We start from the raw sequence: 24444 nt of genomic DNA, 5'->3' as shown, positions 1-24444 counted from the left end.
TCCTAGACCTCCCGCTCCGGCAGGCAGAGCGGCCGGTTGGCCTCGGCGCGAATGAAGTCGATGATCTCCATGACCGGCGCGCTGTGACCGAATGTGGCCGTGGCGTCCTCGATCCGCTCCTGGAAGGTGCCTTCCTCGGCAAACATCAGCCTGTAGGCCGACCGCAACTCCGCGATCATCTCGCGGGAGAAGTTGCGGCGCTTGAGGCCTACCAGGTTCAGGCCTTCGAGATGGGCATGGTTGCCCCAGACCAGGCCGTAGGGAATGACGTCCTTTGTCACCGCCGCCAGGCCGCCGATGAAGGAATAGCGCCCCACCCGACAGTGCTGGTGAACCGCCGCCAGTCCACTGACCATCACGAAGTCGCCGACATCGACATGTCCGCCCAGTGTGGCCGAGTGCGCCAGGACGACATTGTCCCCCACGGTGCAGTCGTGGCCTACATGGCTGGTGGCCATGTACATGCCATCGTTGCCCACCCGGGTGACGCCGCCGCCATCGGGGGTTCCGATGTGCATGGTGACATGCTCCCACAGGCGGTTGCGGTCTCCGATGATCAACTCGGTCGGCTCGCCTTTGTAGCCCGTATGGTGCGGCGGTCCGCCCAGATTACTGAAATTGCGCACGCTGCAGTCTGCACCGATGGTCGTGTGCCCCTCGACCACCACATGGGACAGAAGTTCGGTCCGCGGCCCGATCCGTACATGTTCGCCAACAATCGAGTACGGCCCGATCTTCACGTCTTCGGCCAGCTGGGCGCCCGGCGCGATGATGGCGGTGGGATGGATGTCGGCGCTCATTGTGTGGCCACCACCATGGCGGCGAACTCGGCCTCGGCGGCGACCTTGTCGCCAACCATGGCCCGTCCCTTGAATTTGAACAGGTCACCACGATGGCGGACGACCTCGACCGGCATTCTCAGAACGTCTCCCGGCCGCACCGGCTGGCGGAAACGGCAGTTGTCGAGGGAGATGAAAAGGATCGTCTTGCCGGCCACATCGACATCCAGTGACTTGGACATCAGCACCGCGCCCGTTTGAGCCAGAGCCTCGACGATCAGCACGCCTGGCATCACCGGATACTCGGGGAAATGCCCGGCAAAAAATGGCTCGTTGAACGTCACGCACTTGATGCCGACGATCGACTCGCTGGCCTTGTAGTCTTCTGCGCGGTCGACAAGCAGGAAGGGATAGCGGTGGGGTATCCGCCGCAGAATCTCCGAGATGTCGATCTCGTCCGGGTTTTCGTTGACCGGCGCTTTGCGGCTCATGCGCCTGCTCCATTTCCGCGACGCTCAGCCATCCTCGACAGCCACGCAACCTCGCGCATCCATTTCTTCAAAGGTCGGGCCGGAAAGCCGCCCCAGGTCTCGCCCGGGGGAATATCCCGCATGACGCCCGCAGCCGCTGCGACCCGCGCGCCCTCTCCGATGATCAGGTGGTCAGCCACGCCTGCGCGACCGCCAAACTGCACCCCGTCCCCGACCACGACGCTGCCCGAGATCCCTGTCTGGGCGGCGATGGCGCAGTTGCGCCCGATCCGCACGTTGTGAGCGATCTGGACCATGTTGTCGATCTTGGTGTTCTCGCCGATCACCGTGTCGTCAAAGGCCCCGCGGTCAACGCAGACGCCTGCGCCGATGGTGACCCCGTCCTGTACGATGACCCGGCCCAGCTGTGGAATATCGATCAGACCGCCCGCGCCGACGGTGGCGCCAAACCCGGCCTCTCCGATCATCGCGCCCGCGAAAATCCGCACCCGGTCGCCGATCACGGCGAAGGTGACGGTCGCGCGTGGGCCAATTTCGCAGTCCCGGCCGATGGTTACGCCTGGACCGATGACGGCGCCGGCGCCGATCACCGAGCGAGCGCCAATCTGGGCCCCGTCACCGATCACCGCCCCGGGTTCCACCCGGACGCCATCTTCGAGCCTGGCGCTGGGGGAGACCATCCGATCAGCGGTGTTGCGGCGGGGCCGGTGGAGGGCCCCCGCGGCCAGCGCGTAGGCGGCCTGGGGTGACGGAGTCAGAAGGGCTGCACATCCGACGGGCGCAGCTGCGGCCTGCTTGGGATGGACGAAACAGGCGGCGGCCTTGGTCGACGCAAGTTCGTCGGCGCGGCGGGGATCAGACAGAAAGGTGACGGTCCCAGGCGTCGCCCGGTTCAATACCGCCACCCCCGTCACGTCGCCCACATGCCCTGCGCCGGGCGCAAGCTGGGCGCCCGTCAGTTCGGCGAGGCGGGAGAGGCCAATGGGACCGAGGTCCTCGAAGAAGCGCGGGTCAGGCATTTGGATTCCAGGCGCAACCCGCGCCCCGTGGGCGAGTCGCTGGCTTATCTAGTCTGGGCGCCCGCGGCTTGCTGGTCCAGCCGTTCACGGTCGAAAGCGAACTGGGTGATCTTGCCGTTCAGGGCGGTGACCAGGGTGGCCGTGACATCCATCTGGGGATTGGAGAACAGCAGGGCCTCCCGGTTGACCAGCATGGCGCACTGACGCTGCTGATAGACCTGCCGGATCAGCGGCTCCATTTCCTGACCGACGCGCGCGATGGCCTTCTGCTGGGTCACAGCCAGTTCACGCTCGCGCAGGGTGGCCTTGCGCTGGAAGGCGTTGACCCGCACCTGCAGGTCAGCCCGGCGCTTGTCGAAGGCGTCCTGGCTCAGGCTGGCGCGGCCAGTCTCGATGGCCTGGGCCTCGTTCGTGATCGCGGTCTCCTCACCCTTCAGCTCGGCTTCGACCTGCGTGGCGATCTGTTGCAGGCGCGTCTGCACATACTGGCCCACGGTGGAGCCTCCGATCGCGCCGTCGAGAGACATCACACAGACCCCCGGAATGGCGGCGCCATGAGTGACCTGCGGAGCGGCGGGCGCTTGCTGGGCCTGGGCGCCCTGGGCGAGCGCCAGCGCGAGCACCGCGGCGGAGAGGCCGGCGGCGAGGGTTTTGGTGGTCATGAAATCAGAACCTAGTTGAGGTGGAGAACCGGAAGGTTTCGGTCTTATCGTAATCTTCTTTGGCCAAAACTTGGCTGAAGTCGAAACGGATCGGACCCATGGGCGAGCGCCAGAAGATGCTGACCCCTGCGGAGGCGCGCAGGGAGAGGTCGTCGACGATGTTCGGATCAACGGCTCCAGCGACGGTCAGCTTATCCTCATCGTCCAGCATCCCCAAGGTGCCGAAGTCGGAGAAGATCGCCGCCTTCACCCCGTACTGTTCCGGAAGGAAGGTCGGCACGGTCAGCTCGACCGAACCGATAGCATAGGCCTTACCGCCCAAGGCGTCACCACGGCTGGAATTCAGATCGCGGGCGCCGATGCCCGCCGTCTCAAAGCCACGGAAGCTGTTGCCGCCTTTGTAGAACCGCTCATTGATCCGCACCGTGTCGCCGTTCCAGCCATCGACATAACCCGCCGAGCCGGTGCCGCTGAGGATGAAGCTCGGCGAGAAGCCGTAGTAGATTCCGCCCTCGAGCTCGGTCTTCAGATAGTTCACATCACCCCCGACCCCGGCCAGATCCTGGTTCAAGGCGGTGTAGAAGCCTCGGGTCGGATTGATTGGATCGTTCCGTCGGTCCAGGCGAACCCCGTAGCCCACCAGGGAGGTGGTGTAGGATCCGCGCTGCTGGCAGAGCGAGATCGACACCACAGGCGCGCCCGGGTCGCAGAACGAGGCCGGGATCTCGACCTCATCGCGCCGCAGGGTGTAACGGGCCGAACCGCGGGCATTGAGGGTCAAGGGGAAGCCCAGACGCACGCCGCCGCCGATGGTGTTGGTCCGGTAGGCTGAAAAGTCGGTCAGGTCATAGCGATAGGAATAGAGGTCCAGGCCAGCCCCGAGATCACGGCCCATGAACCGGGGCTCTGTGAACGAGAAGTCGACCTGTTGGCGCAGAGATCCGACCGAAATCCGAGCCCGCACGTTCTGGCCACGGCCGCGGAAGTTCCGCTCCGTGACGCCCAGATCGAGGATCAGCTGATCGACTGAGCTGTAGCCGGCGCTGAACGACAACTCGCCCGTCGGCTGTTCTTCCACCTGCACCTGGAGGCCGGTGCGGTCAGGCGCCGACCCCGGGATTTCCTCGATCGTGACATCCTTAAAGAAGCCAAGGGCGCGGATGCGATTTCGCGACCGATCCACGAGCACCCGGTTATAGGCGTCGCCCTCAGCCAGGTTCATCTCACGGCGGACCACGTAGTCCAGGGTGCGGGTGTTGCCGATGATGTCGATGCGCTCAACATAGACCCGGGGACCTTCGTTGACCTGGAAGGTCACGTCGACGGTCCGGGTCTCGCGATTGGGCGTGTAGCGGGGACGGACATCCACGAAGGCAAACCCGGCTGCGCCAGCGGCGAAGGTCAGGGTGTCAGTCGCCTGCTCGATACGTTCGTCCTGATAGATCTGGCCTTCCCGGATGGGAAGGATCTGGACGAGGGTTTCCTTGTTGAGCTTCTCAAGCTCAGTGGCGACCTGGATGTTCCCGAACTTGTATTCGGGGCCCTCCTCGATCGTGTAAGTCACCACGAAGCCGTTCTTGTCCGGGGCAAGCTCAGCGATCGCCGAGACGACACGAAAGTCGTAGAAGCCCCGATTTCGGTAGTGTTCGCGGAGCTTTTCCTTATCGAACTCAAGTCGATCAGGGTCATAGTTCGCGTTGCTGGTGAACAGCTTGTACCAGGCGCTCTGCTCGGTCACGATCACATCGCGCAGGTCGTTGTCGGAAAACTGAACATTGCCGAGAAAGCTGGTGCGCAGGACGCCGCTCTTGGCCCCCTCGTCAATCTCGAAGATGACATCGACCCGCTTCTGCGGCAGCTCGACGATTTTGGGGGTGACATTGGCCGAAATCCGACCGGACCGCCGATAGAGCTCCACGATCCGCTGCACATCCTGCTGGATACGCGCGCGGGTAAAGATGCCGCGGGGGCGCAGGGTGACCTCGTCGCGAAGCTTGTCTTCCTTAAGGCCCCGGTTCCCCTCGAAGATGACCCGATTGATGATGGGGTTTTCCACCACCTCGACGATCACCTCGCCATTTACAGCACTGATGCGGACATCGGCGAACAGGTCGGTCCGGTAGAGGGCCTTCAGCGCCAGATCGAGCTGCGCAGCGTCAACCCGATCGCCGGGCTGGATTGGCAGATAGGACAGCACCGTCGCCTGTTCGATCCGCTCATTGCCGCGGACCGCAATGCGCTGGACGACCTCGGCCTGCGCCTGGGCCTGGGCTACGGCCAGTGTCGGCGCCGTCAGGGCGGTCGAGGAGAGCAGCAGGGCGAAGCCGGAAGCGAGCGCAGCGCTGCGAGCGCGAGATCTTTGCATCTGATCAGCCGTAAAGGGAGGAAGGCGGGCCTAGGAAATCAGGCCGCCGAGAAATTTGAACACACGCAGTTGCTGCAGATCGTTCCAGGTGGCGAACAACATCAATCCGAGCAGCAGCGCAAGGCCCACGCGATACCCTGCCGCCTGAACCTTGGCCGCAAGAGGGCGGCGCGCGATGGCCTCATAGGCGTAGAAGACCAGATGCCCGCCATCGAGAACCGGGACTGGCAACAGGTTCATGAACCCAATGCCCACCGAGAGCACCGCAGTCAGCCCCAGCAGGGCGACCCCGCTGCCCAGTAGCATGGAGGCGGTGTCTGGCGCGCCCTGGGCGCCTGACTGCGCCACCTGACCCGAGGCTTGAGCAATCCGAAGCGGGCCGCCCAGCTGATCGGCGCTCTCGCGCCCCGTGACCACGCGGCCCAGATAGTAGACCGTCGTGCTCAGCACCCGCCAGGTTCGCTCCACCCCGCCTGCCACGGCCTCCAGAGGCCCATAGCGACGGACGGTGCGCTCGCCCATCTGGGCGGGGCTGGCGATGCCCAGCACCCCGATCTTCTGCTCACCGCCCATGCGGTCGGACACCAGTCGCCGTTCCGGCGTGGCCGTCAGGGAGACCAACTGCCCTCCCCGGTCGACGACAAAGGCCGTCGGGGCGTTGGAACGGACGGCGATGATCTGCTGGAGATCAAAGAAGTTGTCGATCTTCTGGCCGTTCGCCCGCACCACCATGTCGTCCACGATGAAGCCTGCCCGCGCCGCGGGGCTATCGGGTTGCACAGCGGCGACCCGGGCTGGGATCACCGTCTCGCCCACGCTCATCAACAGGAAGGCGAACAGCACGATCGCCAGGACAAAGTTGGCCAGCGGCCCGGCTGCGGTGATGAAGGCCCGCTGCTCCACAGGCTTGAAGTGAAAATAGCGGCTGGAGGATCCCGGCCCCTGTTCGGCGTCGATCCGCTGCCGCATGGCTTCAAGGTTTTCGTGGTCCGGAACGCTGGCGGCGTTCTCATCGCCTGAGAACTTTACGTAGCCCCCCAAGGGGATCCAGCCAATCCGCCACTCCACCCCTTGCCGATCGCGCCAGCCAAAAATCCGGCGGCCAAAGCCGATGGAGAACTGGTCGATGGCCACGCCGCAGGCGCGCGCAGCCCAATAGTGCCCAAGCTCGTGAATGGTCACCACGACAGTGAGCACGAGCAAAAACGGGATGATGTAGGTCAGCGCGGTCTCAATGAGGCTGAACATCGAAGGGGGCTATGCTCCTAGTGGGCCTGGCGAGAGCCAGAAAGCCCAGCGGTGACGACCGAGGCGATGCGCCGGGCCGCAGCGTCTGTTTCCCGAGCTGATTCCAAGGCGTCTCCGCTCGCCCCTCCGGCGAGGTCCCCAGTGCGCTCCAGGCGCTCCAGGGTCTCGGCCACGGTGGCGGCAATATCGAGAAAGCCGATCTTTCGGTCAAGGAAGGCGGCGACCGCCACCTCATTGGCGGCGTTCAGGGCGCCTGGCGCGGCGCCGCCGGCCGCCAGGGCCGCCTTGGCCAGCCCCAGGGCGGGAAACTTTTCGAGGTCGGGCTCCTCGAAGGTGAGCGGACCCGACGCCACCAGGTCCAGCCGCGGCGCGGGCCAGGGGAGCCGGTCGGGCCAGGCATAGGCGCAGGCGATCGGCGCACGCATGTCCGGCGGCCCCAGCTGGGCCAGGGTGGATCCGTCGGCGTACTCCACCATGGAGTGGATGATCTGCTGGTGGTGGATCAAGACCTCAAGACGCTCCGGCGGCATGGCGAACAGATAGGCGGCCTCGATGATTTCGAGGCCTTTATTCATCATGGACGCTGAATCGACCGAAATCTTGGCGCCCATACTGAAGTTCGGATGCGCGACCGCCTGTTCGGGGGTCGCATGGACCATCTGCGCCCGGGTCCAGGTTCGGAACGGCCCGCCCGATGAGGTCAGGATCACCCGCGTCACCTGAGCATTGGCCCGGGAATCAAAGACCTGGAAGATCGCAGAGTGCTCGGAATCGACGGGGATGATCACCCCGCCCGCCAGCTTGGCCGTCCTGAGAAGCCCTGGTCCGCCACAGACCAGGCTCTCCTTGTTGGCCAGAGCCACGACCGCCCCGGCCCGCGCAGCGGCCAGGGTCGGGGCCAGGCCCGCAAAGCCGACGATCGCCGACATCACCCACTGAGCGTCAGCGGCGGCCACCTCGGCGATAGCGTTGGCCCCGGCTGCAGCCTGCACACCAGAGCCCTTCAGCCGATCGCGCAGTTCGGGCAGCCCCGCCTCATCCTCGATCACTGCGATCTGCGGCCGCCAACGCAGGGCCTGCTCGGCCAGGCGCGCCACATTGCGCCCGCCGGTCAGGCCGACTACCTCAACCTCGACCTTGGCCAGATCAAACAGGTCGAGCGTCGACATGCCCACCGAGCCTGTCGCGCCAAGGACGGTGACCTTCCGCGGAAGAGCGTGGGCGTTCATCTAAAAAGCTCCGCAAGACGGGCAATTGCCAGCACCAGCACGGCGAACATAAGGCCGTCGACCCGGTCCAGGAGTCCCCCGTGACCGGGGATCAGATCCCCTGAGTCCTTTACACCGAACCGGCGCTTGAGCATCGACTCCCAGAGATCGCCGCCCATGGTCGCCAAGCCGCCCATAAACCCGATGACCGCGCCTGTGACCGGCCCCATGCCTACGCCAAACAGGGCCGAGCAGAGGGCCCCGGTCGCTGTGGACGCGGCCAGTCCACCGACGAAACCCGACCAGGTCTTGTTGGGCGAGAACCGGGGCCAGAGCTTCGGACCCTTCAGCAGACTTCCCACCAGGAAGGCCGCAATGTCGGCTGACCAGGTGACCGCAAACAACATCAGAACCCAGAGCGCCCCTTCCGGAGTGCCCCTGAGCCAGACCAGGGCCAAGCATGGGATGCCGATATAGACGACGCCAAAGGCGGCGTCTGCGGGCCGTTCGGCGACCCGTCTGGCGATCAGCGCGGCGATGGCGGCCCCAAGCGCAAGGCTTGCCCAGGCCAGCGGCACATAGAGCAGATAGATCAGAAAGACGCCGGCCAGGACTGAAACCAGTACGACGCTCAGCACCCGCAAGGGCGCTCTGGGCGCAGACATGCCCGACCACTCGATCGACAGCAGAGCCACGCCCACGGATATCAGCAGAAGGAAGGGCAGACCGCCCCACCAGACCGCACCGACGGCCGCTGGCACAAGCACCAGGGCCGAGGCCGCGCGAATGGCGAGGTTTGACCAGTCGAAGTGTTTACCCGGCGGCAAGGGCGTCATCGGCGACGGCGCCATAGCGCCGATCGCGGGTGCGGAAGGCGTCTATGGCGGCTTTCAGGTGCTCAGGGCCATAGTCGGGCCAGAGGACATCCTGGAAGATGAGCTCGGAATAGGCCGCTTCCCACAGGAGGAAGTTCGACAGTCGCTGCTCGCCCGACGGGCGCACAATCAGGTCGGGCGGCGGGGTTGATGCGGTGGAGAGATAGGCCGTGAATCGGGCCTCATCCAGATCCTCGGGGCGCGCGAGCCCGGCGGCGACGTCCTGGGCGAACCGGCGGGCGGCGTCCGTCAGGTCGGCCTGGCCGCCGTAGTTGAACGCCACCTGCAGGAAGAAGGTGTCGTTGCCAGCCGTGCGTCGCTCAGCTTCTTCAATGATCTGGATCAGGTCGGGATTCAGCCCCGCGCGGCGGCCGATCACTCTTACCCGGACCCCTTCACGCTCCAGCCGGCCAAGATCGCTTTCGAAATAGCGACGCGGCAGGGCCATCAGTTCGGCCACTTCGGTGGCGGGCCGGCTCCAGTTCTCCGTCGAGAAACCGAAGACGGTGAGATAGCGGATGTTGAGGTCTGGGGCGGCGGCGACTGTACGTTTGAGCGCCTCGACGCCGGCCCTGTGGCCCAGGCTGCGCGGCAAGCCCCGACGCTTGGCCCAACGGCCATTTCCGTCCATCACGAGGGCCACATGCAGAGCCTCGCCCGCCGGATGTTCGGCGGCCGGTCCGGCGGCGTTCGGCTCTGGGCTGCGGGCCATGGGTTTCTCGCGCGTCCTTTGGCGACAGGCTAGCCGATCAAACCTGCATGATCTCTTGTTCTTTGATTTTCAAGGCTTCGTCCACGCGCTTGACCGACTCATCGGTGAGCTTCTGCACCTCGGTCTCCATGCGTTTTTGCTCGTCCTGGCTGATGACGCCGTCCTTTTCAGCCCGCTTCAGGTCGTCATTGGCGTCACGGCGGATGTTGCGCACCGCCACCTTCTGCTGCTCGGCATACTTGCCTGCGACCTTGACCAGGTCCTTGCGTCGCTCTTCCGTCAGGGGCGGGATCGGGATTCGCAGGGTCTGGCCATCGACCACGGGATTGAGACCCAGGCCGCTGTTTCGGATAGCCTTTTCCACAGACACAGCGACGCCCTTGTCCCAGACGCTGACCGTCAGCATCCGAGCCTCAGGAACGCTGACCGCGGCGACCTGGCTGATCGGCACCATCGCGCCATAGGCGTCGACCATGATCTGGTCCAGGAGGCCTGCCGAGGCCCGTCCGGTACGGAGAGAGGCGAACTCGTCCTTCAAGGTCAGGACGGTCTTGTCCATGCGGTCCTTGTAGTTAGCGAGAACCGGCTTGGGTGCAACGGCCATGGGGCTCCTCCATTCGATCTCAGGTGGGCGTCTAAGAGGGATCAGGCGATCGTGGTGAAGACGCCCTGCCCCTTTAGAACCTTCAGAAAATTTCCCCGTTCGCGGATCGAAAACACCACGATCGGAATGTCGTTGTCACGCATCAGGGCGATCGCCGAAGCGTCCATCACCCGCAGGTCCTGCGCCAGGACGTCGTGATAGCTGAGGGACTCATAGCGGACGGCCGCCGGGTCCTTCTTCGGGTCGGCGGTGTAGACCCCGTCGACGCTGGTGCCCTTGAACAGGGCCTCGCAGCCCATCTCGGCCGACCGCAGGGCCGCAGGGGTATCGGTGGTGAAATAGGGCGCGCCCAGGCCAGCGGCGAAGATCACCACCCGTCCCTTTTCCAGATGGCGCATGGCGCGACGCCGAATATAGGGCTCGCAGACCGCGTCCATGGGGATGGCTGACTGGACCCGGGTGAAGACGCCTTCCTTTTCGAGGGCGCCCTGCAGGGCCAGGGCGTTCATCACCGTCGCCAGCATGCCCATATAGTCGGCGCTGGAACGCTCCATGCCCTTGCCCGCCAGCGAGACGCCGCGGAAGATATTGCCGCCGCCGATCACCAGGCACAGCTCGACCCCGTGGCTGACCACCTCGGCGATGTCCTTGGCCACCGCTTCCAGGGTGTTCGGATCGATACCGAATCCCTGTTCGCCCATCAGAACCTCGCCGGAGACCTTCAGCAGGATCCGCTTGTAGCGCAGGGCGGGGGTGGTCGTGGGCATTGGCGCGTCTTTCCGAATCTGGCTTGGGCAAGATAGCGCAAGGGCGCGACCCGCGTCGAACGCGTCGCGCCCCGCAGTGCAGATCGTCTGAGGACTAGGCCTGGCCGCTGAGCTGGGCCACTTCGGCGGCGAAGTCGTCGACCTTCTTTTCCACGCCATCGCCGAGGCCGAAGCGCACAAAGCCGGTCATGGTCACCGGCGCGCCGGTCTCCTTGGCCAGCTCGGCGATCAGCTGCTCGACCGTCTGGTCCGGGTTCATCACGAAGGCCTGCTTGAGCAGGACCACTTCTTCGAAGAACTTGCGGATGCGGCCTTCGACCATCTTCTCCACCACGCCGGCCGGCTTGCCGGACGCCAGCGCCTGTTCGGTGAAGATCGCCTTTTCGCGTTCAACGGCCTCGGGATCGAGGTCGTCCGTCGAGAGCGACATGGGATTGGTGGCGGCCACGTGCATGGCGATCTTGCGGCCGACTTCCTGCAGCTTGGCCTGATCGCCAGCGCCCTCAAGGGCCACCAGCACACCAATGCGGCCAAGGTCAGGGGCGGCCGCGGCATGGATATAGGCGGCGACAGCGCCCTGAGCCACGGTCAGGCGCGAGGCCCGGCGCAGCATCATGTTTTCGCCGATGGTGGCGATCAGGTTGGTGACGACGTCGCTCACCTGTTCGCCCTTGGCGGTCTTGGCCGCCGAGATGGCCTCGACACCCTCGACGTCCAGGGCGACCTGGGCGATGTCCTTGGCGGCAGACTGGAACAGCTCGTTCCGCGCCACGAAATCGGTTTCGGCGTTCAGCTCGACCACGACCCCTGTCATGCCCGCGCCATCCTTGCGGACCGCGGCGGCCACCAGACCCTCGGCCGCGGCGCGGTCGGATTTCTTGGCGGCCTTGGAAAGGCCCTTGGTGCGCAGCCAGTCGATCGCGGCGTCGATATCGCCGCCGTTCTCCTGCAACGCCTTCTTGCAGTCCATCATGCCTGCGCCAGACTTCTCGCGCAGCTCTTTGACCAGCGCAGCGGTGATCTCCGCCATGGCTCGGCTCCCTTGATCTAGAATCAACGGCTGGGCCTCTGGATAGAGCCCCAGCCGTCACAGTTTAATGTCGAGGCCCACCCCATAAGGGGCGGACCGGCCTTAGGCCTGGGTGGTCTCGCCTTCAGCGGCGGCAGGCGCAGGCTCGGCCGCAGCCGTCATGGCCAGGGCCGGCTCCATGGGAGCCTCCGAGGCGCCGAGATCGACACCGGCCGCGACCTGGCCAGCCGTCAGGCCGTCGAGGATCGCGTCAGCCATCAGGTCGCAATAGAGCTGCAGGGCGCGGGCGGCGTCATCATTGCCCGGGATCGGATAGGTGATGCCGGCCGGATCGCAGTTGGTGTCCAGGATGGAGATCACCGGAATGTTCAGCTTCCGGGCTTCCTGGATGGCGATGGCTTCCTTGTTGGTGTCGATCACGAACATCAGGTCGGGAATGCCGCCCATGTCCTTGATGCCGCCGAGGGAGAGCTCAAGCTTGTCCCGCTCGCGGGTGAGCTGCAGCAGTTCCTTCTTGCCGCGCTTGGCGCCTTCGCCCTCCAGCAGGCCTTCCAGCTCGCGCAGGCGGGCGATGGAGCCCGACACGGTGCGCCAGTTGGTGAGCGTGCCGCCCAGCCAGCGATGGTTGACGTAGTACTGGGCGCAGCGCTTGGCCGCGACAGACACCGGATCCGAGGCTTGGCGCTTGGTGCCCACGAACAGGATGCGACCGCCGCCGGCGGCCACGTCGCGGGCCTTGACCAGGGCCTGGTGCAGCAGAGGGATGGTCTGCGACAGGTCGATGATGTGGATGTTCGACCGCGAACCGAAGATGTAGCGTTCCATCTTCGGATTCCAGCGGTGCGTCTGGTGACCGAAGTGGGCGCCAGCTTCCAAAAGCTGACGCATGGAGAAGTCGGGAAGCGCCATGAATGGCTCCTTTTTCCGGTATGCCTCCGCAAGCCAAAACCCCTATTTCGAGGAGCCCGGAACGGTAACTCACAGGATGTCTCCCCGAGAGTCGCCGCACGCCTGCGTGTGTGATGGGCGCGGCATACGTCCAGATGACAGAAAATGCAAGCCCGCCACGCCCAGCGCCCACGCGCCCTGGGCTGCGGAACCTAGAGTTCCTCGACGTAGAGAACCCCAGGCGCCGTCTTCAGCGCGCCGCGCATGGCCCCATCAAGGGTGAACCGGCCTGGTAGCTTCACCTCCACCTCGCGTCCGCCCCCAAGGGGCGCGGTAAGGATGATCTCGCCGCCACGGGCGTTGGCGGCGCCTTCGAGCCGTCGCTTCAGCGCATCGATCTCTGCGCTCCGTGGCGAGATGTGGACCCGTAGGCCGGCCACGGCGTTCTCAATCGCCTTCTCCACGGGTTCGGCCTCGTCGCCGAAAAAGCGCACCTCCCCGTCCCTGGCCTTGGCGCGGACCTTGATCGACACCGCCTTGCCCGGCTCCAGCACGTCGCGACAGCGGCGCAGGGACTCCGGCGGAAACAGCACCTCGTACTCCCCGGTCGGGTCCGACAGGGTGACGAAGGCGAACTTCTCCCCGCTGGACTGGGAGGCGCGCTCCTGCTTGCGGCGCACCACGCCGGCCATGCGGAACACCTCCGCGCCAGCCTCGGCCTTGACGATCACCTCGGTGAGCAGCTCGGTCCGGCGTCGGCGCAGGGCCGGAATCATGTCTTCCAGGGGATGGCCGGAGAGATAGAATCCTACCGCCGCCAATTCCTCATCCAGCCGCTCCACAGGCGTCCACATCTCGGCCCGTGGCATCCGCGGACGCCCCACGCCCGCCTGGTCGCCGCCGAACAGGCTGGCCTGCGCTGAGGCCCGGTCAGCCGCTACGCTCTGAGCGTAGCCGATCAGGCCGTCGGCGGCGGCGACCAGCTGAGCCCGGTTGGGGTGGATGGACTCAAAGGCGCCGGCCCTGGCCAAGGTCTCGAAGGTCCGCTTGTTCACATGCCGCGGGTCGACCCGTTCGACGAAATCAAAGATGTCGCGGAAGGGCCCGCCCTCCCGGCGCAGGTCAGCGACGTGTTGCATGGCCGCCAGGCCGACATTGCGAACAGCGCCCAGGGCATAGAGCACTTCGCCGTCCTCCACCTCGAAGTCAGCGCCGGATCGGTTGATGTCGGGGGCCCGGATCTCCACGCCGAACCGCTTGGCGTCCTGGTAGAAGACCGCCAGCTTGTCGGTATTGGCCATGTCCAGGCTCATGGAGGCCGCGAAGAACTCCACCGGGGCGTTCGCCTTAAGCCAGGCCGTCTGGTAGGACACGACGGCATAGGCCGCCGCATGGCTCTTGTTGAAGCCATAGCCCGCGAACTTGTCGACAAGCTCGAAGATGGAGGCCGCCTGGCTTTCCGGCACCCCACGGGTGGAGGCCCCGGCGACGAACATGGCCTTCTGCTCGGCCATCTCGTCCTTCTTCTTCTTGCCCATGGCCCGACGCAACAGGTCGGCGCCGCCCAGGGAATAGCCCGCCAGGATCTGGGCGATCTGCATCACCTGTTCCTGGTAGACGATGATCCCGTAGGTCTCCTTGAGCACGGGCTCCAGGGAGGGGTGCAGGTAGTCGATGGTCCGGCGGCCGAACTTGCAGTCGACAAAGGCCGGGATGTTATCCATCGGGCCTGGCCGGTAGAGCGCGCCAACAGCGGTGACGTCCTCGATAGAGTTCGGTCGAAGCTGGCGCAGGGTGTCGCGCATCCCCTGACCTTCCATCTGGAAGACCCCCACCGTATGGCCCGCCGACATGAGCTCATAGGTCTTGGCGTCGTCCACGGGCAGGACGCCCATATCCACCCGGGCGCCACGCTGATCCAGGAACTTCAGCGCCTTGTCGATCACCGTCAGGGTCTTCAGGCCAAGGAAGTCGAACTTCACCAGGCCGGCGCTCTCGACCCACTTCATGTTGAACTGGGTGGCTGGCAGGTCCGAGCGGGGGTCCTGATAGAGGGGCGTCAACTCGGTCAGGGGCCGATCGGAGATCACCACGCCAGCGGCGTGGGTGGAGGCGTTGCGATAGAGCCCCTCCAGCTTCAGGGCGACGTCCAGCAGGCGGGAGACCGCCTCGTCCTCGTCGCGAGCCGCCCGCAGGCGAGGTTCGATCTCGATGGCCTTGGCCAGGGTCACGGGATTGGCCGGGTTGGCGGGCACCATCTTGGCCAGTCGGTCCACCTGGCCCAGGGGTAGCTGAAGGACGCGGCCCACATCACGCAGGACGGCCCGGGCCTGCAGGGTGCCGAAGGTGATGATCTGGGCCACCCGGTCCCGGCCATAGCGCTGCTGCACATAAGAGATCACCTCTTCCCGCCGGTCCTGGCAGAAGTCGATGTCGAAGTCGGGCATGGACACCCGCTCAGGATTCAGGAACCGCTCAAACAGCAGGCCATAGCGCAGGGGGTCGAGGTCGGTGATGGTCAAGGAATAGGCCACCAGCGAACCCGCGCCGGAACCCCGGCCAGGCCCCACAGGGATGTCATGGGCCTTGGCCCACTTGATGAAATCCGCAACGATCAGGAAGTAACCCGGGAAGCCCATCTCGGTGATGACCCCGATCTCCCGCTCCAAGCGCTCGAAATATTCCGCTTCCGGGGCGTGGTTCGCCTGCCCGCGGGCGATCCGACCCTTCAGGCCCTCACGGGCCTGGTGGGCCAGTTCATCGGCCTCGGTGCGATCGCCTTCGGTGGGGAAGCGCGGCAGGATGGGATCACGCTTGCGGACCATGAAGGCGCACCGGCGCGCGATCTCCAGGGTGTTGTCGCAGGCTTCAGGCAGGTCGGCGAACAGGGCGCGCATATCGGCGGCCGGCTTGAACCAGTGCTCTCCGCTCACCCGACGGCGCTCGTCCTGCCCGACAAAGGCGCCGTCAGCGATACACAGCAGGGCGTCATGGGCCGCGTGCATGTCCGGCAAGGTGAAGTGGGCGTCATTGGTGGCCACCAACGGGACGTCCATCTCATAGGCGAAGGCCACCAGCTCCGGTTCAGCCAGGGCTTGCGGCGCCAGGCCATGACGCTGAAGTTCTACATAGAAGCGGTCTCCGAACACGCGGAACATTTCGCCAAGCGCGGCTCGACCCTCAGCCACCTTCCCGGCCGCCATCAGGGGATCGACCGGGCCATCCCAGCCCCCCGACAGCAGTATCAAACCCTCTGAGTGCTCGACCACCTTGGCCCAGCTCACCGCCGGCTCCTCGACCCCCCCGACGCTGTCGATATAGGCCATGGACGAAAGGCGAGAGAGGTTGAGATAGCCAGCTTCCGTCTGGGCCAGCAGAACGACAGTCGGGGTTCTGGCCCATTTGTCGGGCTGCCGTTCGCCAATCCCGCTCACCGCCAGGGCGCAGCCAATGATCGGCTGAACCCCCTGCCCCTGGGTCGCCACCGAGAATTCAAGGGCGCCGTAGAGGTTGGTGCGGTCGGTCAAGGCGACGGCGGGCATGTCATGGGCGGCCGCCAAGGCGCCAATGGCGTCGGCCTTGATGGCTCCCTCCAGGAGGGAGTAGGCCGAACGCACCCGCAGGTGAACGAAGCCCTCGTTCTGCTGCTGGTTCATCTCCGCCTCCCCGCCTTCGCTGGTCTAGCCCACCAGATAGGCGAACTGACAGACGACCCACACGAAGCCCGCCACCGAGACAAAAGCCAGCGATTCCCGCGCCAGATGAACGACCATGACATACCCCTTGTGGATGTTCCGTTTATGTTCTTATTCTAGTTTTGTTCTCCTCGTCAACCCCGCCGCCCAGGCGTTCTGGAGGTTCTTAATGGATCAACGTCTCAGCCTGATCACCCTGGGGGTCGATGACCTCAACCGAGCGCGTCAGTTCTACGAGGAAGGCCTGGGCTGGCGCCCGGTGAGCGCCACCGAGGACGTCTGCTTCTATCAGCTCCGCGGTCTGGCCCTGGGACTGTTTGGCCGCGCGGCCCTGGCGGAGGACGCCAGGCGCCCCATCGATGGAACCTTCAGCGGCGTGACCATTGCGATCAATGAGCCCAGCCGCGAGGCGGTGGACGGCACATTCGCTGAGGCGCTGGCCGCAGGCGGCCAGGCGCTAAAGGCGCCTGAGCCGGTGTTCTGGGGCGGCTATTCCGGGTATTTCGCCGATCCTGACGGCCATGTCTGGGAGGTGGCGCACAATCCGGGCAGCGTGATCGGCGCCGATGGCTCGACCACCTTCGGCGCCTGAGATCCTGTCCTAGAACAGCGACTGCGGCTCCAGGTGGCCATCCTTGAGGGCGAGAACCCGGTCCATATGGCGGGCCAGTTCGAGATTGTGGGTGGCGATCACAGCCGCCACCCCGGTCTCCCGGGCCAGACGGTAAAGGCTCTCAAACACCTCGCTTGAGGTGGTGGGATCCAGGTTGCCCGTGGGTTCGTCCGCCAGCAGCAGTCGCGGCGCATTGGCGAGCGCGCGGGCGAGCGCCACCCGCTGTTGTTCCCCGCCAGACATCTGGGCCGGCTGATGATCGACCCGTTCGGCAAGGCCCAACTGCCCCAGCAGCATGGCCGCCCGTTCCCTGGCCGCCTCGTGGTCCTGACCGGCGATCATCATCGGCAGGGCCACATTGTCCAGGGCGCTGAACTCGGCCAGGAGATGGTGGAACTGATAGACAAATCCGATGGAGCCCAGGCGAACCCGGGTCCGCGCCCGCTCATTGAGCGTCGAGCAGTCGCGACCTTCGATGAAGATCTGTCCAGCGTTGGGACGTTCCAGCAATCCCGCGGCGTGTAGCAGGGATGACTTGCCCGACCCGGACGGGCCGATCAGGCCGACAATCTCCCCCGGGGAAACATCCAGATCCACGCCGCGCAGGACCGTCAGGCTACGGTCGCCGGTGACGTAGGTGCGCTCCAGGCCCCGTACCGAAAGAATGGGCGGCTCACTCATAGCGAAGGGCCTCCACAGGATCGAGACGAGAGGCCCGCAGGGCCGGAGGCAGGGTCGCCAGGAACGAGACCGCAAGGGCCCAGCCCACCACGATCATCACCTCCAGGGAGTCGACCTTGGCTGGGATATGGGCGAGGTAATAGATGTCTGAGCTGAACACTTCGGCGCCGGTCGCCCACTCAACGGCGTTCTGAATTGGCCCGATGAAGAGGCAGAACAGCACGCCGAGCACGAGCCCGACCAGGGTGCCAAGCGCGCCCACCGAGGCGCCAGCCATGAAGAAGATGCGCAGGATCGCGCCCCGACCGGCCCCCATGGTGCGCAGGATGGCGATATCGCGCCCCTTGTTCTTCACCAGCATGACCAGACCAGAGATGATGTTCATGGCCGCGATGGCGACGATGAGCATGAGGATCAGACGCATGACACTGCGTTCGATCTTCAGCGCGTTCCAGAAGCTGGCGTTGCGCTGGGTCCAGTCGGTGACGATCGCGCCAGGACCGGCCAGTTCGGCGATGGCCGATTTCATGGCTGGAGCGCGGTCGGGATCGGCCACGCGGATCTCCACCACATCGACCATGCCCTCGCGGGCGAAGAACAGCTGGGCCTGCTCCAGCGGCATATAGATGAAGAGCTGGTCGTACTCGCTCATCCCCACGCTGAAGGTGCCGCCGACGGTGTAGGTCTTGCGCTGGGGGGTGTAGCCGAACGCCGTGGCCCCCCCGCTAGGGGAAATCAGGGTCAGGGGATCACCTGGCTGGACCCCGAGGGTCTCGGCCAGCCGGTCGCCAATCAGCAGCATGTCGCCGCCGTACTCCCCGGCGCCGAAGCCCTCCAGGGAGCCGCGGACGATATTGCCGGACACGATCTCGGTCCGGCGAAGGTCAGGCTCGCTGATGCCCCGCACCACGACGCCGCTGATCTGTCCCTGGCCCAGGGCCATGGCCTGAGCCTCCACCAGGGGCGAGGCCTGGACCACCCCGGGCAGGGCGGCGATTTCGCCGGCCAGGGTCTGGACCTCAGGCTCATAGAGCGAACCGCCGGCCACATAGACATGACCGTTGAAGCCCAGGGTGCGATCCAGCAGCTCTGTGCGGAAACCGTTCATCACGGACATGACGATGATGAGCACCGCCACGGCGAGCATAATCCCGACGAACGAGATGATGGAGATCAGCGCCACGCCGCCCTGGCTGCGTTTGGCGCGCAGATAGCGGCTGGCGAGCATGCGCTCCCAGCGTCCGAAAGGCGCGGCCACGGTGCTCACGCTGTGATCGCCTTCAATGCATCTTCCAGAGGCAGGGACTGCCGCTCGCCGGTGGCGCGACGTTTGATCTCCACCTTGCCTTCGGCGACGCCCTTGGGGCCGATGATCAGCTGCCAGGGGGTGCCGATCAGGTCCATGGCGGCGAACTTGGCGCCAGGCCGCTCGTCGGTGTCATCCAGGAGGGGGTCCTTACCCGCCTCGCGCAACGCGCCATAGGCCTGCTCGCAGGCGAGGTCGACGGCGGAGTCGCCCGGGCGCAGGTTGATGATGGCGACGCCGAACGGCGCGACCGCCTCGGGCCAGATGATGCCCGCCGAGTCGTGGCTGGCCTCGATGATGCCCCCCACCAGACGCGACACGCCAACCCCATAGGAGCCTCCGTGAATCGGCCGCTCCTGACCATCGGAGCCCGTGACCACGGCGCGCATGGGCTTGGAGTACTTCTCGCCGAAATAAAAGATATGCCCGACCTCGATGCCACGGGCTGAGAGACGGTCTGACTCCGCGACCTCGGCCTCAAACCGGCCCTGGTCGTGCATGTCCTCGGTGGCCGCATAGAGGGCGGTGCGCTGATCGACGATGGGCTGCAGATCGCCGTCCCAGTCGACCTCGCCGGGCGGCGGCATTTCCACCAGGTCGCGGTGGCAGAACACCTGACTCTCGCCGGTCTCTGCCAGAATGATGAACTCATGACTCAAATCGCCGCCAATGGGACCAGGATCAGCCCGCATGGGAACCGCCTTCAGCCCCAGGCGCGAGAAGGTGTTCAGATAGGCGACGAACATGCGGTTGTAGGAACGGCGGGCGGCGGCCTCGTCCACGTCGAAGGAATAGGCGTCCTTCATCAGGAACTCGCGGCCACGCATCACGCCGAACCGGGGGCGGCGCTCGTCGCGGAACTTCCATTGGATGTTGTAGAAGTTCTTGGGCAGCTCTTTGTAGCTCTTCACATGGGCCCGGAAGATGTCGGTGATGACCTCCTCGGCGGTGGGCCCATAGAGCAGGTCACGCTCATGGCGATCCTTGATGCGCAGCATCTCGTCGCCATAGTCGTCATAGCGACCGCTCTCGCGCCACAGATCGGCCAGCTGCAAGGTGGGCATCAACACCTCGATAGCCCCGGCGCGGTCCATTTCCTCACGGACGATCTGTTCGATCTTCTTCAGGACCCGCAGGCCGAGCGGCAGCCAGGCATAGATGCCGGCGGCTTCCTGCCGGATCATCCCGGCCCGCAGCATCAGCTGGTGCGAGGCGATCTGGGCGTCAGATGGCGCCTCACGCAGCGTGGGAATGAAATAGCGCGACAGACGCATGCGGCGGGCCTTCGGACACGAAACTCGGACGGGAGGCCCTGATTAGCCCCGTGCGTCCGACCTTGGCAATCGAAGCGGCGAAAAGAAGGCCGCCTGCTGTGGGCGGGCGGCCTCCAAGTCGGTCATCGGGGAAAACGCGCGCAAGCCGGCCGGACCGGTTTGGCTGACCCCAAAGTAACCGTTGTAACATCGGTGACCTACCGCGGCGGGCGCCTTGACGCTCACCAGGCCAGCTTCGCCCATTTTGCAGGCGCTACCGGCCGCATTTGGCGCAGAACGCTACAGCCTGAGCCTAAAGACGACCTCAGAAGTTGGCGGCCGAGCTTGGCATCGGCACCAGACCCAGGCGGATCACGAGATAGACCACGGCGAAAACGAGGGCCGAGACCCAGGTGGTCGTGAAGAACTTCTTCTTCAGCTTGGGATCTACCGGCGCGCCGGGGTCTCCCCCGTCACCCTTGTCGATGCCCGCCTCGGCATGGCTGATCACGCCCAGGGGCAGGATGGTGAAGAGCACCACCCACCAGATGATCAGATAGATGGCGATCGCCGTCGTGACGCCCATCAGTGGTTCTCCTTCGGCGTTTCCATGAGCTCAACCAGCACCCCGCCCATGTCCTTGGGGTGGACAAAGATGACGGGTGTTCCATGGGCCCCGATGCGGGGTTCGCCCGTGCCCAGCACCGTGGCGCCCTTGGCGCGCATCTCATCGCGGGCGGCCAGGATATCCTCGACCTCGAAACAGACGTGATGCTGGCCCCCGGCGGGGTTCTTGGCCAGGAATCCCTTCAGCGGGGAATTGTCCCCCAAGGGCTCGATCAGCTCGATCTGCGAATTGGGCAGGTTGACGAAGCACACCCAGACACCCTGTTCCTCCATCGCCCATTTCTCGGTGATGGAGGTGGCGCCCAGGACATCGCGATAGAGGGCGACGGCGGCGTCGATGGACGGCGTGGCCACGCCCACATGGTTCAGTTTCCCGATCATGCAGGCACCTATACGCCCCCTGCCCCTACGGCGCGAAGGCCCTAAAGTCGCAGCACCGTCGTCTCGACCACAGGGCGACGCCCCCACACCCGCTGGCAGGCCTTTTTCACCGCCCGGGACATGGCGGTCTCCACCGCCTGATCGACCTCACGATCGGCCCCCGACAGCCGTCCGAGAGCGCGCTCGGCCTCCTCGGCCAAGTCATCCAGGGCTTCGTCCAGGGGATAGTCTTCGTCCGTGGGCAGGCCGATGGCGCGCACCTGCGGGCCCGAGGTGATCTTACCCCGGCCATCCAGGACCACGGCCACCGTCACCACGCCATTGTGTGCGGCGTGACGACGCTCGCGCAGGGCCTCGCCGTTCTCACTGACCACCACATTGGCGTCGACGTAGAGCCGGCCTGCGGGCGTCTCGTCGATGATCTCCGCGCGGCCAGGCGCGAGTCGAACCATGTCACCGTTCCGCGGCGCGACCGTCTGCGGAACCTGCAGGTCCCGCGCAAAGGCCGCATGCTCCAGGAGGTGGCGGCGCTCCCCGTGCGTGGGGATGGCGATCTGCGGGCGGGCCCAGGCGTACATGCGGGCCAGTTCATCCCGGCAGGGGTGGCCAGACACGTGGATGCCCGGATGGTCGTTATCGGTGTAGAGCCGCACGCCCCGGTCAGCCATGCGGTTCTGCAGGTTGCGGATGGCGATCTCGTTGCCGGGAATGACCCGGGAGGAGAAGACGCAGGAATCGCCCTTGCCCAGGTTTACATGGGGATGGGTTCCCTCGGAGATGCGCGACAGGGCGGCGCGGGCCTCCCCCTGGCTGCCGGTGCAGAGGTAGAGGATGGAGTCGGCGGGGAAATAGCCCGCCTCGCTCTCATTGACGAAATCCTTGAGACCCTTGAACAGGCCCACCGAGCGCGCGGCCGCGGCCATGCGGTGCATGGAGCGACCCACCAGGCATACCCGGCGGCCATTGGTTTCCGCCGCCCGGATCACCGAATCCATCCGCGCCACATTCGAGGCGAAGCAGGCGACGGCGACCTTGCCCTTCAGCTCGCCGATCAGCCGTGCCAGCGCATCGCGCACATCGGCCTCGGAGCCTGACTCACCTTCGACAAAGACGTTGGTGGAGTCGCAGACCATGGCCAGGACGCCCTCGTCCCCAAGCTGGCGGATGAAGGCCTCATCGGTCGCCTCACCCAGAACCGGGTCGGGATCGATCTTCCAGTCGCCGGTGTGCAGCACTGTGCCCAGGGGCGTGCGGATGGACAGGCCGTTGGGCTCAGGGATCGAGTGGGTCAGGGTGATCAGGTCAATCTCGAACGGACCCAGTGTCACGCGGCCGCCCAGGGGGACGACATTGATCTCGACCTGGCCCTCGAGCCCGCCCTCGCGCAGCTTTTCGCGCAGCAGGAAGGCGGTGAATGGGGTGGCGTAGAGGGGGGCACGAAGCCGCGGCCACAGCCAGGATACGGCGCCGATATGGTCCTCATGGGCGTGGGTGAGGACAATGCCGAGGATGTCATCGGCATGCTCTTCGATGAAGGTCGGATCGGGCAGGATCAGATCGACCCCCGGCGTCGTGAGATCGCCAAAGGTGACGCCCAGATCGACAATGATCCACTTGCGGGCGTGGGGTGGTCCGAACCCATAGAGGTTGAAGTTCATCCCGATCTCGTTCGACCCCCCCAGCGGGAGGAAGACGAGTTCGTCCTGGGTCTTGTTGGCAGCCATCAGGCGCCTCCGGAATTACGGCGATGGATCTCGAGGAGACCCCTTATGGTCAGGTCTGGATCGAAGTGGTCGATCTGCAGACTGGCCCCATGGAACAGCGACGCGACGCCGCCGGTTGCAATGACCGTCAGGGGCTCGGGCCACTCTGACTTGATACGACTGATCAGGCCCTCAATGAGGGCGATATAGCCCCAGAACACGCCAGACTGCATGGCGCCCACCGTATCCTTGCCGATCACCCGTTGCGGCTTCTGGATCGCCACCCGCGGCAGCTTGGCGGCCGCGGCGTGCAGGGCTTCCATGGACAGGTTGATGCCGGGGGCGATGACCCCGCCCTCAAACCCACCATCGCCGGCGATCACGTCGAAGGTGGTGGCTGTGCCGGAGTCGATGACGATCAAGGGGCCAGGATAGACCATGTGCGCCCCGATGGCGTTGACCAGGCGGTCCGCGCCGGCCTCCGAGGGCTTGTCTATGCGCACCTCGATCCCGAGCTCGGCGTTCTCGCCGATGACCAGGGGCTCCACATGCAGGTAGCGCCGGGCGAGGTTCCGCAGATTAAAGATCGACTGCGGCACGACGCTGGAAATGATGCAGGCGTCCAGCACACCGAACTGCAGGCCGGCCATGTGCAGCAGCTGGGAGAGCCAGACGGCGTACTCGTCGGCCGTACGGGTGGAGTCGGTCGCCGCCCGCCATTGGGCGATCCAGGTCTGACCATCATGGACGGCGAAAAGGGTGTTGGTGTTGCCCTGCTCGATAGCCAACAGCATCAGGCGTCTCCAAAGAATACGTCACCGGCGGTGATCCGCCGGATCTGACCATCCGCCAGGCGCAGGCGTAGGGCGCCATCAGGCTCCATCCCCTCGGCCACGCCCTCGACGGTCTCCTGTGGCAGTCGGGCGACGCAGGCCTGACCCAGGCCATGGGCCCGATGGGTCCAGCCCTCGGCGATGGCGGGAAAGCCCTGAGCGCTCCAGGCGCTGCGCCAGGTCTCGAAGGAGTCCGCCAGCACGCCCAGGGCCGCCTGGGGCGTTGGCGGGTCGACAGCCATGTGTTCGGCGAAGGTGCTGGAGGGTCGCTCAGCCGCCTCAGGGCCGCTGACGAGATTGATCCCGATGCCGACCGCAAGCCAGAGGCGGCCGTCCGGACGGGCGCCCGATTCCACCAGGATGCCCGCGGCCTTGCGTCCCGCGATCAGCAGATCATTGGGCCATTTCACACTGACCAGACCAGGCCGCAGGCAGGTGTCGGCCAGGTCTGCGGCGGCCAGGGCGGCGACGAAGGACAGTTGGGCGGCTTCTGCGGCCGGGCGGTCCGTGGTCATCAGTAGGGTCGCGGCGAGATTGCCGACCCCGGTCTCCCAGGCCCGGCCCCGACGGCCCCGGCCCGCGGTCTGCCGAAGGGCGGCGATCCAGACTGGACCGCTCTCCCCAGCCTCAGCCCGACGACGGGCCTCGGCATTGGTGGAGTCGAGCTCGTCGTAGAACGCGATCGGCGGGCTAGCGGAAGCCAA

General features: G+C 65.6%; 24 protein-coding genes. 1 reads left to right on the top strand and 23 read right to left on the bottom strand.

What is annotated here, in order from left to right; translation table 11 throughout:
• Positions 1-2 precede the first annotated feature (2 nt).
• The 15 genes from lpxA to sidA all read right to left on the bottom strand — a co-directional run bounded on the left by lpxA (position 3) and on the right by sidA (position 16421).
• Complete coding sequence (gene lpxA, locus Q8K84_RS11405) at positions 3-800, bottom strand: acyl-ACP--UDP-N-acetylglucosamine O-acyltransferase (protein ID WP_305282735.1); 798 nt, start codon at positions 798-800, stop codon at positions 3-5.
• Positions 797-1270, bottom strand: a complete 474-nt coding sequence (gene fabZ / locus Q8K84_RS11400; RefSeq protein WP_305282734.1) for a 3-hydroxyacyl-ACP dehydratase FabZ — start codon at positions 1268-1270, stop codon at positions 797-799. The genes lpxA and fabZ overlap by 4 nt, the downstream gene beginning before the upstream one ends.
• Positions 1267-2289 (bottom strand): UDP-3-O-(3-hydroxymyristoyl)glucosamine N-acyltransferase, encoded by a 1023-nt coding sequence (lpxD, locus tag Q8K84_RS11395; RefSeq protein WP_305282733.1) that lies wholly within the window; start codon positions 2287-2289, stop codon positions 1267-1269. Before lpxD ends, fabZ begins: the two co-directional genes overlap by 4 nt.
• Positions 2290-2333: 44 nt before the next feature.
• On the bottom strand, positions 2334-2951 hold the full coding sequence (locus Q8K84_RS11390) for an OmpH family outer membrane protein (protein ID WP_305282732.1): 618 nt from the start codon (positions 2949-2951) through the stop codon (positions 2334-2336).
• A 4-nt stretch (positions 2952-2955) separates the two neighbouring features.
• Complete coding sequence (gene bamA, locus Q8K84_RS11385; RefSeq protein WP_305282731.1) at positions 2956-5316, bottom strand: outer membrane protein assembly factor BamA; 2361 nt, start codon at positions 5314-5316, stop codon at positions 2956-2958.
• A gap of 30 nt (positions 5317-5346) precedes the next feature.
• On the bottom strand, positions 5347-6564 hold the full coding sequence (locus tag Q8K84_RS11380) for an RIP metalloprotease (RefSeq protein ID WP_305282730.1): 1218 nt from the start codon (positions 6562-6564) through the stop codon (positions 5347-5349).
• A 17-nt stretch (positions 6565-6581) separates the two neighbouring features.
• On the bottom strand, positions 6582-7793 hold the full coding sequence (dxr, locus tag Q8K84_RS11375) for a 1-deoxy-D-xylulose-5-phosphate reductoisomerase (RefSeq protein ID WP_305282729.1): 1212 nt from the start codon (positions 7791-7793) through the stop codon (positions 6582-6584).
• Positions 7790-8608: a phosphatidate cytidylyltransferase gene (locus Q8K84_RS11370; RefSeq protein ID WP_305282728.1), complete on the bottom strand. Its 819-nt coding sequence runs from the start codon at positions 8606-8608 to the stop codon at positions 7790-7792. The genes dxr and Q8K84_RS11370 overlap by 4 nt, the downstream gene beginning before the upstream one ends.
• Positions 8586-9359, bottom strand: coding sequence for a polyprenyl diphosphate synthase (gene uppS, locus Q8K84_RS11365; protein WP_305282727.1), 774 nt, complete (start codon positions 9357-9359; stop codon positions 8586-8588). The genes Q8K84_RS11370 and uppS overlap by 23 nt, the downstream gene beginning before the upstream one ends.
• A 37-nt stretch (positions 9360-9396) precedes the next feature.
• Positions 9397-9963 carry a ribosome recycling factor gene (frr, locus tag Q8K84_RS11360; protein ID WP_305282726.1) on the bottom strand — a complete coding sequence of 189 codons (567 nt, stop codon included), beginning with the start codon at positions 9961-9963 and terminating at the stop codon, positions 9397-9399.
• A gap of 41 nt (positions 9964-10004) precedes the next feature.
• Positions 10005-10730, bottom strand: a complete 726-nt coding sequence (gene pyrH / locus Q8K84_RS11355; RefSeq protein WP_305282725.1) for a UMP kinase — start codon at positions 10728-10730, stop codon at positions 10005-10007.
• 94 nt (positions 10731-10824) lie between these two features.
• A complete protein-coding gene (gene tsf, locus Q8K84_RS11350) occupies positions 10825-11760 on the bottom strand; it encodes a translation elongation factor Ts (RefSeq protein ID WP_305282724.1) in 936 nt (311 codons plus the stop codon).
• Between the two features lie 102 nt (positions 11761-11862).
• Positions 11863-12669: a 30S ribosomal protein S2 gene (gene rpsB / locus Q8K84_RS11345; protein WP_305282723.1), complete on the bottom strand. Its 807-nt coding sequence runs from the start codon at positions 12667-12669 to the stop codon at positions 11863-11865.
• Positions 12670-12860: 191 nt separating this feature from the next.
• On the bottom strand, positions 12861-16304 hold the full coding sequence (gene dnaE / locus Q8K84_RS11340) for a DNA polymerase III subunit alpha (protein ID WP_305282722.1): 3444 nt from the start codon (positions 16302-16304) through the stop codon (positions 12861-12863).
• A gap of 24 nt (positions 16305-16328) precedes the next feature.
• Positions 16329-16421, bottom strand: coding sequence for a cell division inhibitor SidA (gene sidA, locus Q8K84_RS11335; RefSeq protein WP_305282721.1), 93 nt, complete (start codon positions 16419-16421; stop codon positions 16329-16331).
• A gap of 91 nt (positions 16422-16512) precedes the next feature.
• On the opposite strand from sidA, the gene Q8K84_RS11330 reads away from it, so the two are divergent.
• Entirely contained in the window at positions 16513-16935 is a 423-nt protein-coding gene (locus Q8K84_RS11330) for a VOC family protein (protein WP_305282720.1), read from the top strand.
• Between the two features lie 9 nt (positions 16936-16944).
• Here the strand turns inward: Q8K84_RS11330 and Q8K84_RS11325 are convergent, their stop codons facing one another.
• From Q8K84_RS11325 to Q8K84_RS11290, 8 genes are all read right to left on the bottom strand, one after another.
• Positions 16945-17637 (bottom strand): ABC transporter ATP-binding protein, encoded by a 693-nt coding sequence (locus tag Q8K84_RS11325; protein WP_305282719.1) that lies wholly within the window; start codon positions 17635-17637, stop codon positions 16945-16947.
• Entirely contained in the window at positions 17630-18865 is a 1236-nt protein-coding gene (locus Q8K84_RS11320; protein WP_305283194.1) for a lipoprotein-releasing ABC transporter permease subunit, read from the bottom strand. Before Q8K84_RS11320 ends, Q8K84_RS11325 begins: the two co-directional genes overlap by 8 nt.
• A gap of 35 nt (positions 18866-18900) precedes the next feature.
• On the bottom strand, positions 18901-20217 hold the full coding sequence (proS, locus tag Q8K84_RS11315; protein WP_305282718.1) for a proline--tRNA ligase: 1317 nt from the start codon (positions 20215-20217) through the stop codon (positions 18901-18903).
• A gap of 304 nt (positions 20218-20521) precedes the next feature.
• Entirely contained in the window at positions 20522-20782 is a 261-nt protein-coding gene (locus Q8K84_RS11310; protein ID WP_305282717.1) for a DUF1467 family protein, read from the bottom strand.
• Complete coding sequence (mce, locus tag Q8K84_RS11305) at positions 20782-21204, bottom strand: methylmalonyl-CoA epimerase (RefSeq protein WP_305282716.1); 423 nt, start codon at positions 21202-21204, stop codon at positions 20782-20784. Before mce ends, Q8K84_RS11310 begins: the two co-directional genes overlap by 1 nt.
• 41 nt (positions 21205-21245) lie before the next feature.
• The gene (locus tag Q8K84_RS11300) at positions 21246-22928 is read right to left on the bottom strand and encodes a ribonuclease J (RefSeq protein WP_305282715.1); all 1683 of its coding nucleotides are present in this window, start codon (positions 22926-22928) and stop codon (positions 21246-21248) included.
• Positions 22928-23704 (bottom strand): type III pantothenate kinase, encoded by a 777-nt coding sequence (locus Q8K84_RS11295; protein ID WP_305283193.1) that lies wholly within the window; start codon positions 23702-23704, stop codon positions 22928-22930. The genes Q8K84_RS11300 and Q8K84_RS11295 overlap by 1 nt, the downstream gene beginning before the upstream one ends.
• On the bottom strand, positions 23701-24444 hold the full coding sequence (locus tag Q8K84_RS11290) for a biotin--[acetyl-CoA-carboxylase] ligase (protein WP_305282714.1): 744 nt from the start codon (positions 24442-24444) through the stop codon (positions 23701-23703). Before Q8K84_RS11290 ends, Q8K84_RS11295 begins: the two co-directional genes overlap by 4 nt.

The organism is Phenylobacterium sp. (assembly GCF_030679875.1).
Lineage (GTDB): Bacteria > Pseudomonadota > Alphaproteobacteria > Caulobacterales > Caulobacteraceae > Phenylobacterium.
This window is presented reverse-complemented; position numbering and strand designations above follow the sequence as displayed.

Excerpts from the sequence above, each read along its gene's own strand:
- dnaE (WP_305282722.1), bottom strand. The coding sequence starts at position 16,304 with ATGAACCAGCAGCAGAACGAGGGCTTCGTTCACCTGCGGGTGCGTTCG.
- Q8K84_RS11390 (WP_305282732.1), bottom strand. The coding sequence starts at position 2,951 with ATGACCACCAAAACCCTCGCCGCCGGCCTCTCCGCCGCGGTGCTCGCG.
- mce (WP_305282716.1), bottom strand. The coding sequence starts at position 21,204 with ATGATCGGGAAACTGAACCATGTGGGCGTGGCCACGCCGTCCATCGAC.
- Q8K84_RS11320 (WP_305283194.1), bottom strand. The coding sequence starts at position 18,865 with ATGCTCGCCAGCCGCTATCTGCGCGCCAAACGCAGCCAGGGCGGCGTG.
- Q8K84_RS11330 (WP_305282720.1), top strand. The coding sequence starts at position 16,513 with ATGGATCAACGTCTCAGCCTGATCACCCTGGGGGTCGATGACCTCAAC.
- uppS (WP_305282727.1), bottom strand. The coding sequence starts at position 9,359 with ATGGCCCGCAGCCCAGAGCCGAACGCCGCCGGACCGGCCGCCGAACAT.
- Q8K84_RS11380 (WP_305282730.1), bottom strand. The coding sequence starts at position 6,564 with ATGTTCAGCCTCATTGAGACCGCGCTGACCTACATCATCCCGTTTTTG.
- proS (WP_305282718.1), bottom strand. The coding sequence starts at position 20,217 with ATGCGTCTGTCGCGCTATTTCATTCCCACGCTGCGTGAGGCGCCATCT.
- pyrH (WP_305282725.1), bottom strand. The coding sequence starts at position 10,730 with ATGCCCACGACCACCCCCGCCCTGCGCTACAAGCGGATCCTGCTGAAG.
- sidA (WP_305282721.1), bottom strand. The coding sequence starts at position 16,421 with ATGGTCGTTCATCTGGCGCGGGAATCGCTGGCTTTTGTCTCGGTGGCG.
- lpxD (WP_305282733.1), bottom strand. The coding sequence starts at position 2,289 with ATGCCTGACCCGCGCTTCTTCGAGGACCTCGGTCCCATTGGCCTCTCC.
- Q8K84_RS11325 (WP_305282719.1), bottom strand. The coding sequence starts at position 17,637 with ATGAGTGAGCCGCCCATTCTTTCGGTACGGGGCCTGGAGCGCACCTAC.
- lpxA (WP_305282735.1), bottom strand. The coding sequence starts at position 800 with ATGAGCGCCGACATCCATCCCACCGCCATCATCGCGCCGGGCGCCCAG.
- rpsB (WP_305282723.1), bottom strand. The coding sequence starts at position 12,669 with ATGGCGCTTCCCGACTTCTCCATGCGTCAGCTTTTGGAAGCTGGCGCC.
- dxr (WP_305282729.1), bottom strand. The coding sequence starts at position 7,793 with ATGAACGCCCACGCTCTTCCGCGGAAGGTCACCGTCCTTGGCGCGACA.
- tsf (WP_305282724.1), bottom strand. The coding sequence starts at position 11,760 with ATGGCGGAGATCACCGCTGCGCTGGTCAAAGAGCTGCGCGAGAAGTCT.
- fabZ (WP_305282734.1), bottom strand. The coding sequence starts at position 1,270 with ATGAGCCGCAAAGCGCCGGTCAACGAAAACCCGGACGAGATCGACATC.
- Q8K84_RS11310 (WP_305282717.1), bottom strand. The coding sequence starts at position 20,782 with ATGGGCGTCACGACGGCGATCGCCATCTATCTGATCATCTGGTGGGTG.
- frr (WP_305282726.1), bottom strand. The coding sequence starts at position 9,963 with ATGGCCGTTGCACCCAAGCCGGTTCTCGCTAACTACAAGGACCGCATG.
- bamA (WP_305282731.1), bottom strand. The coding sequence starts at position 5,316 with ATGCAAAGATCTCGCGCTCGCAGCGCTGCGCTCGCTTCCGGCTTCGCC.
- Q8K84_RS11370 (WP_305282728.1), bottom strand. The coding sequence starts at position 8,608 with ATGACGCCCTTGCCGCCGGGTAAACACTTCGACTGGTCAAACCTCGCC.
- Q8K84_RS11300 (WP_305282715.1), bottom strand. The coding sequence starts at position 22,928 with ATGGCTGCCAACAAGACCCAGGACGAACTCGTCTTCCTCCCGCTGGGG.